Origin of the sequence: Sphingomonas flavalba (assembly GCF_004796535.1) — a bacterium.
Classification (GTDB): domain Bacteria; phylum Pseudomonadota; class Alphaproteobacteria; order Sphingomonadales; family Sphingomonadaceae; genus Sphingomonas_L; species Sphingomonas_L flavalba.
The window spans coordinates 18,367-33,225 of record NZ_SPHY01000004.1 but is presented as its reverse complement, the minus strand read 5'-3'; the positions used below and the strand labels follow the sequence as shown (position 1 = coordinate 33,225).

14 protein-coding genes are annotated in these 14,859 nt (G+C 68.1%); 10 read left to right on the top strand and 4 right to left on the bottom strand.

Annotated elements, in window-relative coordinates; genetic code table 11:
- Positions 1 to 4: 4 nt before the first annotated feature.
- Positions 5 to 1,513 carry an aldehyde dehydrogenase family protein gene (locus E4A53_RS05540; protein WP_136162111.1) on the bottom strand — a complete coding sequence of 503 codons (1,509 nt, stop codon included), beginning with the start codon at positions 1,511 to 1,513 and terminating at the stop codon, positions 5 to 7.
- Entirely contained in the window at positions 1,510 to 2,979 is a 1,470-nt protein-coding gene (locus E4A53_RS05535) for an APC family permease (protein ID WP_136162110.1), read from the bottom strand. The genes E4A53_RS05540 and E4A53_RS05535 overlap by 4 nt, the downstream gene beginning before the upstream one ends.
- Positions 2,980 to 3,217: 238 nt before the next feature.
- On the opposite strand from E4A53_RS05535, the gene E4A53_RS05530 reads away from it, so the two are divergent.
- The 6 genes from E4A53_RS05530 to E4A53_RS05505 are packed head-to-tail and all read left to right on the top strand — an operon-like array spanning position 3,218 to position 8,584.
- On the top strand, positions 3,218 to 3,640 hold the full coding sequence (locus E4A53_RS05530) for a nuclear transport factor 2 family protein (protein WP_136162109.1): 423 nt from the start codon (positions 3,218 to 3,220) through the stop codon (positions 3,638 to 3,640).
- 51 nt (positions 3,641 to 3,691) lie between these two features.
- Entirely contained in the window at positions 3,692 to 4,192 is a 501-nt protein-coding gene (locus E4A53_RS05525; protein ID WP_206366252.1) for a Cif family virulence factor, read from the top strand.
- Complete coding sequence (locus E4A53_RS05520) at positions 4,193 to 4,960, top strand: LysR family transcriptional regulator (protein ID WP_239018147.1); 768 nt, start codon at positions 4,193 to 4,195, stop codon at positions 4,958 to 4,960.
- The gene (locus tag E4A53_RS05515; RefSeq protein WP_338054977.1) at positions 4,855 to 5,982 is read left to right on the top strand and encodes a TonB-dependent receptor; all 1,128 of its coding nucleotides are present in this window, start codon (positions 4,855 to 4,857) and stop codon (positions 5,980 to 5,982) included. The genes E4A53_RS05520 and E4A53_RS05515 overlap by 106 nt, the downstream gene beginning before the upstream one ends.
- Positions 5,983 to 6,006: 24 nt before the next feature.
- Entirely contained in the window at positions 6,007 to 7,596 is a 1,590-nt protein-coding gene (locus E4A53_RS05510; protein ID WP_136162107.1) for an amidohydrolase, read from the top strand.
- Positions 7,586 to 8,584, top strand: coding sequence for a CobW family GTP-binding protein (locus E4A53_RS05505; protein ID WP_136162106.1), 999 nt, complete (start codon positions 7,586 to 7,588; stop codon positions 8,582 to 8,584). The genes E4A53_RS05510 and E4A53_RS05505 overlap by 11 nt, the downstream gene beginning before the upstream one ends.
- Here the strand turns inward: E4A53_RS05505 and E4A53_RS05500 are convergent.
- Both E4A53_RS05500 and E4A53_RS05495 read right to left on the bottom strand, forming a co-directional pair.
- Positions 8,562 to 9,887, bottom strand: a complete 1,326-nt coding sequence (locus tag E4A53_RS05500; RefSeq protein WP_136162105.1) for a sugar MFS transporter — start codon at positions 9,885 to 9,887, stop codon at positions 8,562 to 8,564. The genes E4A53_RS05505 and E4A53_RS05500 overlap by 23 nt on opposite strands.
- Positions 9,888 to 9,947: 60 nt before the next feature.
- Positions 9,948 to 10,895, bottom strand: coding sequence for a MurR/RpiR family transcriptional regulator (locus tag E4A53_RS05495; protein WP_168694316.1), 948 nt, complete (start codon positions 10,893 to 10,895; stop codon positions 9,948 to 9,950).
- Between the two features lie 319 nt (positions 10,896 to 11,214).
- Here E4A53_RS05495 and E4A53_RS05490 point away from each other — a divergent pair, with 319 nt between their 5' ends.
- From E4A53_RS05490 to E4A53_RS05475, 4 genes are read left to right on the top strand one after another with little or no spacing between them, the layout of a single operon-like run.
- Positions 11,215 to 11,607: a RidA family protein gene (locus tag E4A53_RS05490; RefSeq protein WP_136162103.1), complete on the top strand. Its 393-nt coding sequence runs from the start codon at positions 11,215 to 11,217 to the stop codon at positions 11,605 to 11,607.
- Positions 11,604 to 12,776 carry an alpha-amylase family protein gene (locus E4A53_RS05485; protein WP_136162102.1) on the top strand — a complete coding sequence of 391 codons (1,173 nt, stop codon included), beginning with the start codon at positions 11,604 to 11,606 and terminating at the stop codon, positions 12,774 to 12,776. The genes E4A53_RS05490 and E4A53_RS05485 overlap by 4 nt, the downstream gene beginning before the upstream one ends.
- The gene (locus E4A53_RS05480) at positions 12,773 to 13,555 is read left to right on the top strand and encodes an SDR family oxidoreductase (RefSeq protein WP_136162101.1); all 783 of its coding nucleotides are present in this window, start codon (positions 12,773 to 12,775) and stop codon (positions 13,553 to 13,555) included. Before E4A53_RS05485 ends, E4A53_RS05480 begins: the two co-directional genes overlap by 4 nt.
- On the top strand, positions 13,555 to 14,853 hold the full coding sequence (locus tag E4A53_RS05475) for a type III PLP-dependent enzyme domain-containing protein (RefSeq protein WP_136162100.1): 1,299 nt from the start codon (positions 13,555 to 13,557) through the stop codon (positions 14,851 to 14,853). The genes E4A53_RS05480 and E4A53_RS05475 overlap by 1 nt, the downstream gene beginning before the upstream one ends.
- Positions 14,854 to 14,859 lie beyond the last annotated feature (6 nt).

Sequence of the window (14,859 nt, the reverse complement as noted above, 5' to 3'; positions counted from 1 at the left end):
GCCCTCAGTCCGCGACCGGCATCACCCCGGCGCGGACCACGGTGTGCGAGAACACGCCTTCGCGGCCCAGTTCGAAGCCGACCCCCGATTCCTTGGTGCCGCCGAACGGCAGGGCAAGGTCGAGGATGTTGTGGGTGTTGATCCAGACCGTGCCGGCCTTCAGCCGCTCGAAATAGCGGTTGGCCCTTTGCAGCCCCTCCGTCCAGATGCTGGCGCCGAGCCCGAACCGCGTGTCGTTGGCGATGCGCAGGGCCTCGTCGTCGTCCCTGAACGCAAAGGCGCACAGCACCGGGCCGAAGATCTCCTGCTGCACTGTCGGATGGGTGTGATCGAGGCCGGTGATCACCGCGGGGGTGAAATAGCTGCCGGCGCCGTCGACGCTTTCGCCGCCGATGACCTGCGCGCCGGCGGCGCGCGCCCGCTCGACATGCTGCGCGACGCGGGCGCGGTGGCTGTCGCGCACCAGCGGCCCCATCATCGACGCCGGGTCGAGGCCGGGACCGAGGCGGACCGACGCGGCGATGTCCGCCACGCCCGCGACCACCCGGTCGAAATGCCTCGCGTGGATCAGCGCGCGCGAACCGGCGCAGCAATTCTGCCCCGAATTGCCGTAGATCGCCCATGCCGCGCCGGGAATGGCCTTTTCGAGATCGGCGTCCTCGGCGATGATCAGCGGGGATTTCCCGCCGAGTTCCAGATTGTAGCTCTTGAAGGTGCTGGCTGCCTGCGCGGCGATCTCCAGCCCGACGCGGGTCGAGCCGGTGAAGCTGATCTTGTCGACGCCCGGATGCTCGACCAGCGCCTTGCCGGTCACTTCCCCGACGCCGGTGACAACGTTCACCACCCCCGGCGGCACGCCGGCCTCGTCGCACAGCTCGGCCAGGCGCAGCGCGGTCAGCGAGGTGAACTCGGACGGCTTGAGCACCAGGGTGCAGCCCGTCGCCAGCACTGGCGCCAGCTTCCACACCGCCTGGCACAGCGGCACGTTCCACGGCGTGATCGCGGCGACGACGCCGATCGGAAAGCGGCGGGTGAAGCCGTTGAAGCGGACGTCCGGCAGATAGGGGACGGACAGGTCCATCGTCTCGCCGTGCAGCTTCGTCGCCCAGCCGGCCATGTAGCGCAGCGTGTGGACGGACAGGTCGGCGTCGAACAGCCGGGTGTTGCTGATCAGCTTGCCGCTGTTGACGGTCTCTATCTCGGCGAGCGCCTGGGCTTCGGCGCCGATCAGCTCGGCCAGCCGCAGCATGATCTCCTCGCGCCGATGGGGGCGCATTCGCGCCCAGGCCGAATCTTCCAGCCCGCGCCGTGCCGCCCGCACCGCCGCGTCGACGTCGGCGGCGCCCGCCTGCGCGATCCGGCCGACTTCCCGGCCGCTGCTCGGGTCGATCACCGGCAGCGTCTCTCCGGTTTCGGCCGGGCGCCATTCGCCGTCGATGAACAGCGCCTTTTCGCCGGAGATGAAAGCGGCCGCCTTGGCGCTGAGCAGCGAAAGGTCGTTGGCTGTGGTCATGGGGTCTTCTCCTGGCTGGATGGTTGGCCGGCGATCCGGCTGGAGCCGATGCGCGCGAAGATGTCCGGCCGGCGACGGCGCAGCGCCACCGCCTGCAGCCCGCCGGCCAGCGCGATCACCACCAGCAGGATCGGCAGGCGGTTGACGAGCACCGAATCCGTGCCGGTCAGCAGCGGGTAGTTGCCGACCGACATGACCGTGCCGGCGAGCAGCAGCAGCCCGCCCGCGAAGGGAAAGAGCGACACGCGGCCAAAGCCGCCGGTTTCGGCGCGCAGGAAGAACGGCACGGCGAAGGCGGTGACGCATAGCAGCGCCATCAGCCCGACGGAGCCGAAGCCGGTGAGCGCGGTGGTCAGCGACAGCAGCGGATCAAGCCCGGCCAGCGCGAACAGGATGATGACGATCGAGAGGACGGCGACGATCGGCAGGCCGGCGTTGAACGGCGCGCCGTTCGCTTTGCGCGTGCGGGCGAGGAAGGCCGGCAGCACGCCGTCGCGGGCGAGCGCGAACATGTAGCGGGTGCTGTTGTTGAACAGGCCGAGCGCGGCGGCGAAGGCGCTGCTGATCACCAGCAGCGACAGAACGGTCTCCGCCTCGCGGCCCAGATAATGACGGGCCATGCCGAAGACGAACGCACCGGGATCCTTGCCCGCGATCGCCGCGATGCCCGGCCCGTTGGCGACGGCGAAGGCGTAGGCGGTGAACACGTAGAACAGGCAGATGACGACGATCGCGGCATAGGTTGCGCGCGGAATGCTCACCCGCGGGTTGCGGGCCTCTTCCTGATAGATCGCCGTCGCCTCGAAGCCGATCACCGAGTTGAACGCATAGATCGCGGCGACGCCGAAGCCCGGCGCGAAGACGACCGAAGGTGCGAACACCGCGCGCGGCGTGCCGAGACCCTCTGCATGCAGGATGGCGAAATCGAGCAGGAGAATGGCCAGCACCTCCGCACCCAGCGCCACCGCCAGCAGCTTCGCGGTGAAATCGATGCGGAAATAGGACAGGGTGGCGAGAATGGCGACGGTCGCCAGCGCCACCGCGCCCCAGTGCAGGAAATCCAGGCCGAGCGTGTGCAGGAAGCCGGTGAGGAAATAGGACAGTGCCCCCAGCGTCGCGCAGCTCAGCGCCATGTAGGAGACCAGCGCCACGTAGGAGCCGCCAAGCCCGACGACCTTTCCGAAGGTCTGCGAGATGATCGCGTAGAACGCCCCCGCATTGCGGATGTAGGGGATGAGGCGGACATAGCCGATGGCGAACAGCGTGATCGCCAGCCCGGACATCGCATACGTCCCGGCGACCCCCATGCCGTTGCCGAGCGCGAAGGCGATCGGCATCGTCGCCACCACGATCGCCATCGGCGCCGCCACCGCCAGCACCATGAAGGTGATGTCGACGCTGCCCAGCACGCCTTCCGAAAGCCGATCTTCCGCCGCGGCGGGTGGTGTGGTGGTCGTGTCGTGCAATATATCGGCCTCCGGCTGCGGATGCGTGGCGAGCGCGCACCATCATCCGGCGCATGCTTCGCGGGAATAGCGCAAACGCTCAATCCCGCCCGGCGGCGAAAATGTTGCCGGCGGCGCAACAACCGCTCTGGCTGCCGATATTGACCTTCAGGCCGGTATCGTCATCAATCCGCGCCGGATCAATCGGCCCGCCGGGGAACCGCCCCCACCGGCGCGCCAGCTTCGATGAGGTGTCGCGATGACGAGTCCCCAGGATAGTGCCGACGTCGTCAGGCGGTTCTTCACCGCGTTCGGCGCCGGCGACATGGACGGGGCGTTCGCCATGCTCGCGCCGGACATCACCTGGACATACTATGGGCCGGAGGACAGGATTCCCTTCGCCGGCGCGTTCCGCGGCCATGACGGGGTAAGGCAGTTTTTCGCCCGCGCGGCGGAAACCATCCGCATCAAGGAGATGACGCCGTCCGCGCTGGTCGGCATTGCCGGTGGGGCGGCGGACGGCAGCGTGCTGGGACGCGGCGTGGAGCACAGCGTGTCGCTGGCGACGGGTCGGGAATACCGCGTGGAATGGGTGCACGTCTATCGGGTGAAGGACGGCCTGATGACGAGTTTCGAGGAGTTTCTTGACACGGCGGCGGTGGTGGACGCCCTTGGCAGCTAGCCCGCCGCCGCTGGCCGTCACGGATTTCTGCATGGGATGGAGTGGTTCCGGATGTCTGGTGTAGAGGCCGTTTCGCAGCGGGTGGCCAGCAAGTGCAGGCAGTTCGAGAGCCGTTTCCGCGCGAAGCGGATCCCCGCGATGGTCCGGGATTTCTATCTGCCCGACGCGGTGATGGAAGGGCGGGACCTGCCGGCCCAGGTCGGCCACAAGGCGATCACCCGCATCTTCACCGAGGCGCGGAGCGCGTGCTGCCGGATCGACATCGAGCTCGACGCGCTCACCGTGGTCGGCAAGGTGGCGTTCGGCAACATCACCAACCGCAACACGCTGACCAGCGGAGAGATCGAGATCCACCGCGTGCTGATGATCTGGCAGGAGGTGGACGGCGACTGGTTCGTGTCCCGCGATTTCTTCTTCGCCGAGCAGGACCTGCTGCTGACCGAACTGGAATTCGCGCCTTCGATCGACGAGATCGACACGATGCGGATCCCGCGCCGACGTGGCATGCGGCCCCAGGCAGCGGCCCGCGGCCGGCGGAGAGTGGACAGCTAGATGCCAGGTGTAAGCCGCCGCACCTACGAGATCAGCGTCCAGGATCATCGGCTGCAATATCTGTCGTTATGCGCGCGCCATGGCTCGATGCGCGCCGCCGCCGATTACCTCGGTGTCGCCGCCTCTTCGATCAGCCGGCAGATCAAGCTGCTCGAGCGCGTGCTCAGCATCGATCTGGTCGTCAAGGGGTCGTACAAGGTCCAGCTGACCGAAGCCGGCCAGTTGCTGGTCGAATATTACGACCGCCGCGTTGTCGAGCATCAGGAACTGATGGTCCGCCTCGCCGACCTGCGCAGCACGCGATCGTCGACGATCCGCGTCGTCGTCGCGCAGGGGCTGCTCGCCGGCCGCTTCCTGAAGGCGTTCGCGGCGGTGTGCGGCAGGTTCCCCGACATCAACATCGAGATGCGCACCGTCGATGGCGACGAGGCGCAGAATCTGGTGCTGAACGACAGCGCGCAGTTCGGCCTTCTGTTCGACACCGCGCAGGATGTTCCGCTGAAGATCCTGGCGACCACGCGTCAGCCCTTTTCTCTGTTCGTCCCCGAAAGCCACGCGCTGGCCCGGGAGAAGGCGATCCTGCCGGCGCAGATATCGGGGCAAAGGAATTCCGGCTGTTCCACGACGGCGCGACCACCGACTGGACCGTCGGCGTCTATGCGCTGCGCGCGACCGGCAAGAACCAGCCGAGCGCGGTGTTCAACTTCCCGGTCGACCCGCCGGCCGCGGACGGCATGTACAACGGTGCCGTGTTCCCGCTGTCGCTGAACGCCGACTGGCGGCTGCGCACCAATTCGATCTCCGCCTTCGGGCAGGTCGAGCACGACCTGACGCCGGAACTGACCCTGCTCGCCGGCGTGCGGGTGACCCATGACGACAAGACCTTCAAGGACGCGGACAACGCGGCCTTCCGGACCTGCGACAGCGGGCAGCCGGGGTCGTGCTTCCTGAAGGCGGACGGCGGCGACGGCACGCCCAACCCGTTCGCGCTTGGTTATGACGCCTGGCTGGTGTCCGGCAAGATCCAGCTGGATTACAAGCCGAACGCCGATACCCTCCTCTATGCCAGCGTATCGCGGGGCACGAAAGGCGGCGGCTTCAACAACGGCTTCTATCCGGACAATACGTCGCTTAGCCAGATTCCCTATGGCGACGAGACGCTGCATGCCTTCGAGGTCGGCGAGAAGATCACGCTGCTTGACCGCAAGCTACGTATTAATTCCAGCATCTTCTACTATGATTACAACGACTACCAGGTGTTCAACTATTTCGGGCTGGTCGGCCTGATCTCCAACCAGGACGCCAGGGCCTATGGCTTCGAGACGGAGATCGAGGCGCGCGTCCTGCCGGAACTGACCATTTACGGATCGGCCGCCTATCTGAAGACCAAGATCTTCGACGTGGCCAAGGCCGCGCCGAACGGCGACCTGGTGGTCGACGATCGCAGCATGGCCTTCGCCCCGAAATGGAGCGGCAGCGGCGGGCTGACCTATACCGTGCCGATCGAGGGCACCGGCGAGGTGGCGTTCGACTGGAATTTCGAGGCGCGCAGCGCCCGCTTCTCCGGGAATTTCGGCGATCCGGGGACTGCGCTGGAAGGCTATTTCAAGCATAATGCGTCGATCGCGCTGACGCTCGACAGCGGCTGGGACCTGCGGGCCTTCGTCGACAATATCGGCAACCGCAAGAACCGCACCTACGGTGGTCCGTCCTTCGCCTCGCTGGGGATTGTGCAGTCGCGTTACGCCATGCCACGTGTGTTTGGCGTGGCGGCCAGCTTCCGCTGGTAACGATTTTCGGTGGGGACAGAGCCGATGAGCGACAACGACCCGGTGCCGACGGCCTATGTGAACGGGCGCATCTACACGGTGGATGCCGCCCGACCCTGGGCGGAGGCGATACTGGTACGGGACGGCCGGATCGCTGCCGTCGGCTCGTCCGCCGACATCAGCGCGGCGCTGGGCGCCGGCGGGAAGGTTGTCGACCTGGGTGGGCGGATGGCGATGCCGGGCATCCACGATGCTCATTCGCACCTGCTGTTCAGCGGCCTGAAGAACCTCTACGAATGCCGGTTGTCGCCGGACGCGAAAGCGACCGATTACGCCGGCCAGCTCTGCGAATGCGTGCGCTGCATGGGCGGCAAGCTGGGCGACTGGGTGATCGGCGGCGATTTCAACCAGTTGCTGTCCGAGCCGGGAACCGTCGACCGGAAATTCCTGGACGAGGCTTTCCCCGACCGCCCGGTCTTCCTCACCGACTGGTCGCTCCATCACGGCCTTGCCAATAGCCGCGCGCTGGAGCTGGCGGGCATCGACGCGGCGACCGAGGACCCGTTCGGCGGGCGCATCGTCCGCCGCGAAGGCAGCGACGAGCCGACCGGCGAACTGGTCGAGCGGGCGACGTGGAAAGTCGTCAACGTCATTCCGCAGCGCGACCCCGATATCTATCGCGACGCGCTGAAATGGGCGCTGAAGACCGCCAGCCGGTTCGGCGTCACGTCGGCGCAGGAGGCGTCCGCGACCCGACCGGAACTGGAATTCCTGAAGGCGTTCGACGAGGACGGCAGCCTGCCGATGCGGGTCGCGGCGCATATTCCCTGGCGCGAAGAGCATTTCGGCATGGCGACCAGCGAGGAGCTGGACCGCCTGATCGCCGGGCGCCATGCCTATTCGGGCCGCAACGTCCGCACCGATTTCGTCAAGGTGTTCATGGACGGCACGCCGCTGGCCCCGCACTTCACCGACGCGCAACTCGACCCGGAAACCGGCATGCCGGTGCCGGGCAAGCTGCTGTTCGAACGCGAAGTGCTGGCGGAGGCGCTGAAGGCATGGGACCGGGCCGGGATCACCGCCAAGATCCATTGCACCGGCGACGCCGCCGTCCAGCGCGTGCTGCAGGCGATAGCGGATGCGCGCGCCAGCGGCGCGTGCGAGACGATCCAGGAAGTCAGCCATTGCTGCTTCGTCAATGCGGACGACCTGAAGCGCTTCGCTGACCTGAACGTCACCGCGGAGATGTCGCCGCCGGTCTGGGTGGGCGATGCGCCGGAACTCGCCGCCTTTAGGGAACGGGGCTATCCGTTCGCGTCGCTGGCAGCGCTTGGCACCCGAATCACGCTCGGCACGGACTGGATCTTCCTGCCCGAACCCAATCTTTTCCCGGCCCTGCAAGGGGTGTTGCAGCATGGCAAGGAGGCCGTGTCGCTGGAACGCGCGCTGGAAATGCTGACGCTGGCCGGCGCGCAGGCGGTGGGGCTGGGGGCTGTCGCCGGATCGATCGAGGTCGGGAAGTCGGCCGATTTCATCGTGCTCGACCGCAACCTGTTCGAGGTGCCGGTATCGGCGATCGAACACACGAAGGTCGAACTGACGGTCTTCGAAGGCCGGGTCGTGCATGAAGCATAGGCCGGGCCCGCTTCCGGCCTATCTCGTCACCGGCTTTCTCGGCGCCGGCAAGACCACCCTCATCCGCTCGCTGCTGACGCAGCCGCAATTCGCGCGGACGGCGCTGCTCGTCAACGAACTCGGCGAAATCGGCATCGACCAGGACCTGCTTGGCGCCGGCACGACGAGCGTTCTGCTGGAAAACGGCTGCGTCTGCTGCGCGCTGAACGGCGACCTCGCCTTTGCCCTGCGCGACCTGCTGATCGCGCGCGACAACGGCGAGATGGCGCCGTTCGAGCGCATCATCGTCGAGACGACCGGTATCGCCGACCCGATCCCGATCCTGCGCGTGATGATCTCGGACCGCGCCCTTGCGCGTGATGTCACGCTCCATTCCGTCGTCACCCTTGTCGACGCCCGCGTCGCGAAGGCCACGCTGGAAGAGCAGGCCGAGGCGGTCGGCCAGGTCGCGGCGGCCGACCTGATCGTCATCAGCAAGAGCGATCTGGCCGGTGACGCGGCGACGCGCCGCCTTGCGGCGGACCTGCGGCGGATGAACCCTTATGCCCGGCAGGTCCGGGCCGATCACGGCGCGCTCGATCCCGCGCTGCTCTGCGCCGCGTCGCCGCGCGAGGCGGACGGGGCGTTCGCCGCTCTGGATCGGGACGGCGATGCCCATGCCCATGCCCCTTCCGGGCACGCTCACGCGCACGCCGTCCGGTCGGCATCGCTGCGCTTCGAGGAGCGGCTGCCCTGGGCGAGAATTGCCGATGCGCTCGATCGCGCGGCATCGCGGCACCGAGGCAAGCTGCTGCGTTGCAAGGCCATTCTCAATGCGCGGGACAGCGAGCGGCCGGTCCTGGTCGACGGGGTGCAGGACGCCTTTCACCCCCCGGCTTTGCTCGACGGCTGGCCCGATGCGGACCATCGCAGCCGTATCGTCATGATCGGCCGCGACGACAGTGCAGCGCGGGCTCTTGCCGATTTCAAGGGTTTCGCTGGCCTTTGACGGGACGTGCGCCGGCGATGCGGCAGCCGTGCAGCGCGTAATAGGCGATATACAGATAAAGCAGCAGCATGATCGCAGAGAAAACCGCCTGGAAATCGACATGGGGGATCAGCGCGGCGAACAGTTGCGGGATCACCGCGCCGCCGCTGATCGCCATGATCAGCATCGCCGCGCCGGTTTCGGTCTGGTGGCCCAGCCCGCGCACCGCGAGGGTGAAGATCGCCGGCCACATCATCGCGTTGGCGAAGCCGAGCGCGGCGACGAAGCCGACCGAGACGTAGTCGGTCGTCAGGTAGGCGCTTGCGACCGCGGCGATTCCGGCCAGCGCCGACAGCGCCAGATAGCGTTCCTGCGACACGAAGCGCGGGATGGCGAGCAGCCCGGCGATATAGCCGAGCAACATCGCCGCCAGGGTGAAGGAGGTGAAGTAGGCGGTCTGTTCGAGCGGCAGGCCGAAGGCGGCGCCGTAGGTGCCGATCGCGTCGCCGGCCATCACCTCCGCCCCCATCGCCATGAACAGCGCGACGACGCCGAGGACGAGGTGGCGATGGCGAAAGATCGACGTCATGCCGTCGGCTGGGGGGACAGAGACCTTGGCCTCCAGCGTCGGCAGCGGCGAGCGGTGGACGAGCAGCGCCAGCACCGCGAGCACGACCGCCATCGCGATGTAGGGCCAGTAGATCTTCTGCGCGAATTCGTCGAGCAGCGCGGCCCGCGCCGCCGGGGCGGTGGCATCGAGGCGGGCTTGCAGCGAGCCGATGCCGCGCATCACCAGCAGGCCGAAGGCGATCGGCGCCAGCATCCCCGCCGTCTTGTTGCAGATGCCCATGATCGCGATCCGCCGGGCGCCGGTTTCGATCGGGCCGAGGATGGCGATATAGGGGTTGGCAGCGGTCTGCAGCACGGCGAGGCCGCCGCCGATGACGAACAGCCCGGCCAGCGCCCCGCCGAACCAGCGGTGGGTGGCGAATTGCCCGAACAGCAGTGCGCCGGCCGAAATCGTCAGCAGGCCAATGACCATGCCGTTCTTCATGCCGGTGCGGCGGAGCAGCCAGGCGGCGGGCAGGGCGAGCACGAAATAGGACATGTAGAAGACCGAGGGCACCAGGAACGCCTCGAAATCGGTCAGGGTGAAGGCGAGTTTGACGAAGGTGATCAGCGGCCCGTTCAGCCAGGTGACGAAGCCGAAGACAAAGAACAACGCGCCGATGATCGTCATCGCCAGCTTCAGCGAGATGCCGTCCTGCGGCGCGCCGGCGGCGCCGGGCCGGCCTGGACGGATTTCCTGCGGCGTTTCGCGCATCCCCACCCCCATTTTTCGTTGCGATGACGCCGCCCGCGACCGGGCGGCGCGGCCGGCCGGTCAGTCGCCGATCGGTTGTTGCGGCGCGATGCCGTGCAGCGATGCGACGCTGGCACGTGTCTGGCGCAGCACCTGCCGGGCCTTGTCGCCCAGCGTGTCGGCGACCTTGAACGCCAGCAGGTCGATGACGAACAACTGGCTGTAACGCATCGGATTCGGCTGGAATTCGTTGACGCCGGATTGCGACAGGCCGACCTTCAGGCAGACGTCGACATCGCGGCCAAGTCGGCTGTCGTTGTCGGTGATCGCGATCGACTGGGCGCCGTAATATTGGGCGATGTCGAGGCTGTCCTGCAGCGCGCGCGGCCGGCCGGTCGACGAGACGAACATCGCCACGTCCTCCGCCGTCAGCGTCGCGGCCAGCATCCGCTGGGTATAGCTTTCGCCGACGAAGACCGAGGCGATGCCCAACCGATAGAGGCGGTTGTGCATTTCCTCCGCCATGATCGCCGAACTGCCGCCCAAACCGTAGATCGCGACGCGGCGGGCGCGGGCGAGCATGCCGGCGGCCAGCTCCAGTTGCCTGAAATCGATCTCGGCAAGCGCGCTGTCGATCGCCTGCACCGCCCGCGCATGCAAGTGTGCGGCATAGGCTTCGCCGGGGGCGATCTTCGCGTCGCCGGTGCCCGACGCGGCGGTCGCGGCCGCCGGCGGGCGCCGTTCCGGCATCGGCAGGGTGGAATCGCGCTGCGCCTGCAGCACGGCCAGTTCCTGGGTTATCCGGAACTTCAGGTCCTTGAACCCCTCGCAGCCGACATTGCGGCAGAAGCGGACGACGGTCGGCTCGCTGATCCCGATCTCCGACGCGATCTCGCGGACGCTCGAGCGGATGAAGGCGTGCGGCGAGGCAAGCAGCAGCTTGGCGATCTTGACGTCCGATCGGCTCATCCCCGGTATCGCCGCCTCGATTTTGCCGAGCAGATCGTTGTCCACGGTATCCCCGAGCATCGTCTCTCTCCGGGTTGTCGCGCAACCCCCTCTTGTAGAAGCTTTGTTACATTTGCACGTTTCCAACCCGACCGCAACCGCCTTTTGTGGGGGCGACCCCATCTGCGTCGTGACAAGCGATTGCGCGGAGCGCCAGGGCCGCGCCGGGGTGTGCCGGGGATTTCCGCCGTGGAACGAGCGGATGGCGCTATACCGTTGCCGGTGTAACGATGAATGTACTCAAATTACATTTTGCTTGACCACCGCCGCCACCGCCGCGCATAGTGGCCGGGTCGGCGCTGCGACCGCGACCAGAGCAACGGAAGGGGCAGGGCATAGCATGATCGAGAGGATTGGCGGCACGCGCACCGGATCGGGCGGCCAGCCGCTGCCGTTCAGTCGCGCGACCCGCGCCGGCGATTTCGTATTCGTTTCCGGGCAGGTGGCGTTTGACGCGGACGGCGAGATCGTACCCGGCGGCATTGTCGCGCAGACCCACCAGACGATGCGCAACGTCATTGCCGTCCTCGAAGAAGCGGGCTGCACGCTGGCCGATGTCGTCAAGGTCGGTGTCTGGCTCGACGATCCGCGTGATTTCCAGGCGTTCAACCGTGTCTATGCCGGCTATTTCGGCGATGCGCCGCCGGCGCGGTCGTGCGTCCAGTCGGCGCTGATGGTCGACGGCAAGATCGAGATGGATGCGATTGCCTACCAGCCCGACGGCCGCCGATGACGGCAAGCTTCGGCTATTACGCCTATCCGTGGAACCTGCACGCGCCGCGCGACGAGCTGCGGCACATGCAGGATGCGGGGCTTGGCCATCTGACGGTTGCGGCCAGCTACCATGCCGGCAAGTTCGTGCAGCCGCGCGATCCGCGCGCCCGCGTCTATTTCCCGGAGGACGGGACGGTCTATTTCCATCCGGCGCGCGCCGATTACGGCCTGCTGTCGCCCCGCGTCGCCACGACCACTGTCGCGCAGGACACGCTGGCCGATCTGTGCGCGGCCGACATAATGCCGATCCGCGCGTGGACGGTGCTGAACCACAACAGCCGGCTCGGCTGGCAGCACCCGGACGCGGTGGCGCGCAACGCGTTCGGCGACCCCTATCCGTACAGCCTGTGCCCGGCCCACCCGGAGGTGCGCCATTATGCCGTCACGCTCTGCGCCGATCTGGCGCGCGGCTATGGCGTGCAGGCGCTGCTCCTCGAAAGCCCCGGTTGGCTGGCCTTCGCCCATGGTTATCACCATGAATTCGCGCAGGTGGAGGTGGGGCCGGCCACGGCGGCGCTGCTCGGCCTGTGCTTCTGCCGCCATTGCGTGGGCTCGGCCGGCGCCGCCGGCATCGACGCGGAAGCGCTGCGCCACGTCGTCGCCGGCCATCTGGCCGACGCGCTGGGCGATAGCTCCGAAGCGGCCGAGGCCCGGTCGCGCGCGCTGATCGCCGACGACTGCATCCAGCGCTATCTCGGCTGGCGCTGCACCGTCGTCACCGGTTTGTGCGCCGAGATCCGGGCGGCGGTGCCGGCGGCGGTTGCAGTCAGGGTGATTTCCACCTGCCAGCGGCCGCACGCCGCCGCGATCTGGGAAGGGCACGATCTGGCCGCCATCGCGGCGGTGACCGACGGGCTGGAACTGCCGCTCTACCAGCCGACGCCCGACGCGGTGGCGGACGACCTGCGCTATGTGCTGGGCCTGCTGCCGGACGGGGTGACGCCGAGCGCGATTCTGCGGCCGGGGCCGCCGGACATGGCCAGCGCCGCGCAGCTTGATGCGACGCTGGAGCGCGTGACCGGGGCGGGGCTGCGCGACCTGTCCTTCTACAATTTCGGTCTGCTGCCGACCGCCAGCCTGGACTGGGTCGAGCGTGCGGTCGCGGCCTTCGGGGAGATTGCTCGGTGACATCGACGCAGCAACGCAATATCCTGGTCACTGGCGCGGCCGGCGGCATCGGCACCGGTTTGTGCACCCATTTCGCCGATCGCGGCGCGCGCGTGCTGGCGCTTGACGTCGACGAGGCCGGCCTTGCCGCGCTCGCCGCCCGGCGTCCCGGCCTCGTCCATCCTACCGTCGTCGACCTGCTCGATGCGGCGGCGGTGGCGGCGGCGGTCAGTGCCTTCGCCGACGCGCACGGCCCGGTCGATGTGCTGATCAACAATGCCGGCGCGGCGGCGGCGACCGCGCTCGCCAACCTGACGCCGGAAGCGTGGCGGCAAGACCTGGATATCAACCTCACCGCCGCCTACCATTGCGTCGAGGCGGTCAAGCCGGCGATGATCGCGCGCGGTGCCGGCGTCATCGTCAATATCGGCTCGGTCAACGCCTTCCACGCGCTTGGCCACCCGGCCTACAGTGCCGCCAAGGCCGGGCTTATCAGCTATACCCGCGCGCTGGCGGTCGAATACGGGCCGCTTGGCATCCGGGCGAACATCATCTGCCCCGGCACGGTGCGGACGCAGGCGTGGAACGCCCGGGCGGAACGCAACCCCGATATCTTCACAGCGCTGCGCAAATGGTATCCGCTGCGCGACTTCCCCGACCCGTCCGACATCGCCGCCGCCGCCGAATTCCTGGCGAGCGATGCGGCGCGGATGATCACCGGCGTCGTGCTGCCGGTCGACGCGGGGCTGACCGCCGGCAACCCGGTGATGGCAGCCGAACTGACGCTGGAGCGCTTCTGATGCCGCTTGCTCTCGACCCGCTGCGCCGGGCGCCGTTGCCGCCGGGAACCAAGGGGCTGCCCCCCGGCCTGCCAGCCGGCTTCGCCGCCGCCGACATCGCCGGGCGCGGCTGGAACCTGCTGCGCGGGGACGTGCCGTTGCCGGCGGCGGTGCTGCGACGATCGCATGTCGCGGCCAATATCGCCGCGATGCAGAGCTATCTTGCCGAGCGCGGCGCGCTGCTCGCCCCGCACGGCAAGACGACGCTGTGCCCGGAGCTGTTCGCGCGGCAGATCGACGCGGGAGCATGGGGGATCACCGTCGCCAACGTCCAGCAATTGGCGCTATGCCATGCGACCGGCGTCGACCGCGTGCTGATCGCGAACGAGGTGGTCGGCGATGCCGAGCTTGACGCGCTGGCGCGGATGGCGGCGGAGCGGCCGGCGGCGGAGTATATCTTCCTGGTCGATTCGATCGCCGGCGCCGATCAGGCGCAGGCCGCCTTCGCCCGCGCGGGCGGGGCCGGACCGGCGCAGGTGTTGGTCGAGATCGGTTTCGCCGGCGGCCGCTGCGGTGTCCGCTCGATCGATGCCGCGCTGGCGCTGGCCGCGCACGTCCGCCGCCTCGACCGCCTGTCGCTGCGCGGGATCGAGGGGTATGAAGGGCTGCTGCTTGCCGCCGACGGCAGCGCCGACCCGGCCGCGACCGAGCGCTATCTCGACAGCGTTTGCGCGGCGGCCGGCGCGATCGCCGCCGAAGGGCTGTTCGATGTCGCGGGCGGCGTCATCCTCAGCGCCGGCGGGTCGGTTTATTACGACATGGTCGTCGACCGGCTGGCGCGGTCCGGGCTGGACGGCGCGCGTGTCGTCATCCGCAGCGGCTGCTACGTCGCGCACGACCACGGCTTCTATGCCCGCCATCACGACCAAGCGCGCGCGCGCGCGACGAGCGGGGCACCGCCGGCGCTTGCCCCAGCGCTTGAGCTGTGGGCGCGGGTGCTGAGCCGGCCGGAGCCGGATCTGGCAATCCTGTCGGCGGGCAAGCGCGATCTGTCCTTCGATATCGACCTGCCGGTGGCCGACCGCTGGTTCCGCCCCGGCCACCACGCCGCACCCGAACGCTTCGACGACGGCGCGGTGTTCAGCCTCAGCGACCAGCACGCCTTCCTGCGGCTGGGGCCGAGCGCGCCGGCGATCGCGGTCGGCGACGTCGTGATCCTCGGCATATCGCACCCGTGCACGACGTTTGATCGCTGGCCGCTGTTGCTGGAGGTGGACGATGCTTTCACCGTCGTCGTCGGCCTGCGGACCTGTTTTTGAGGGATC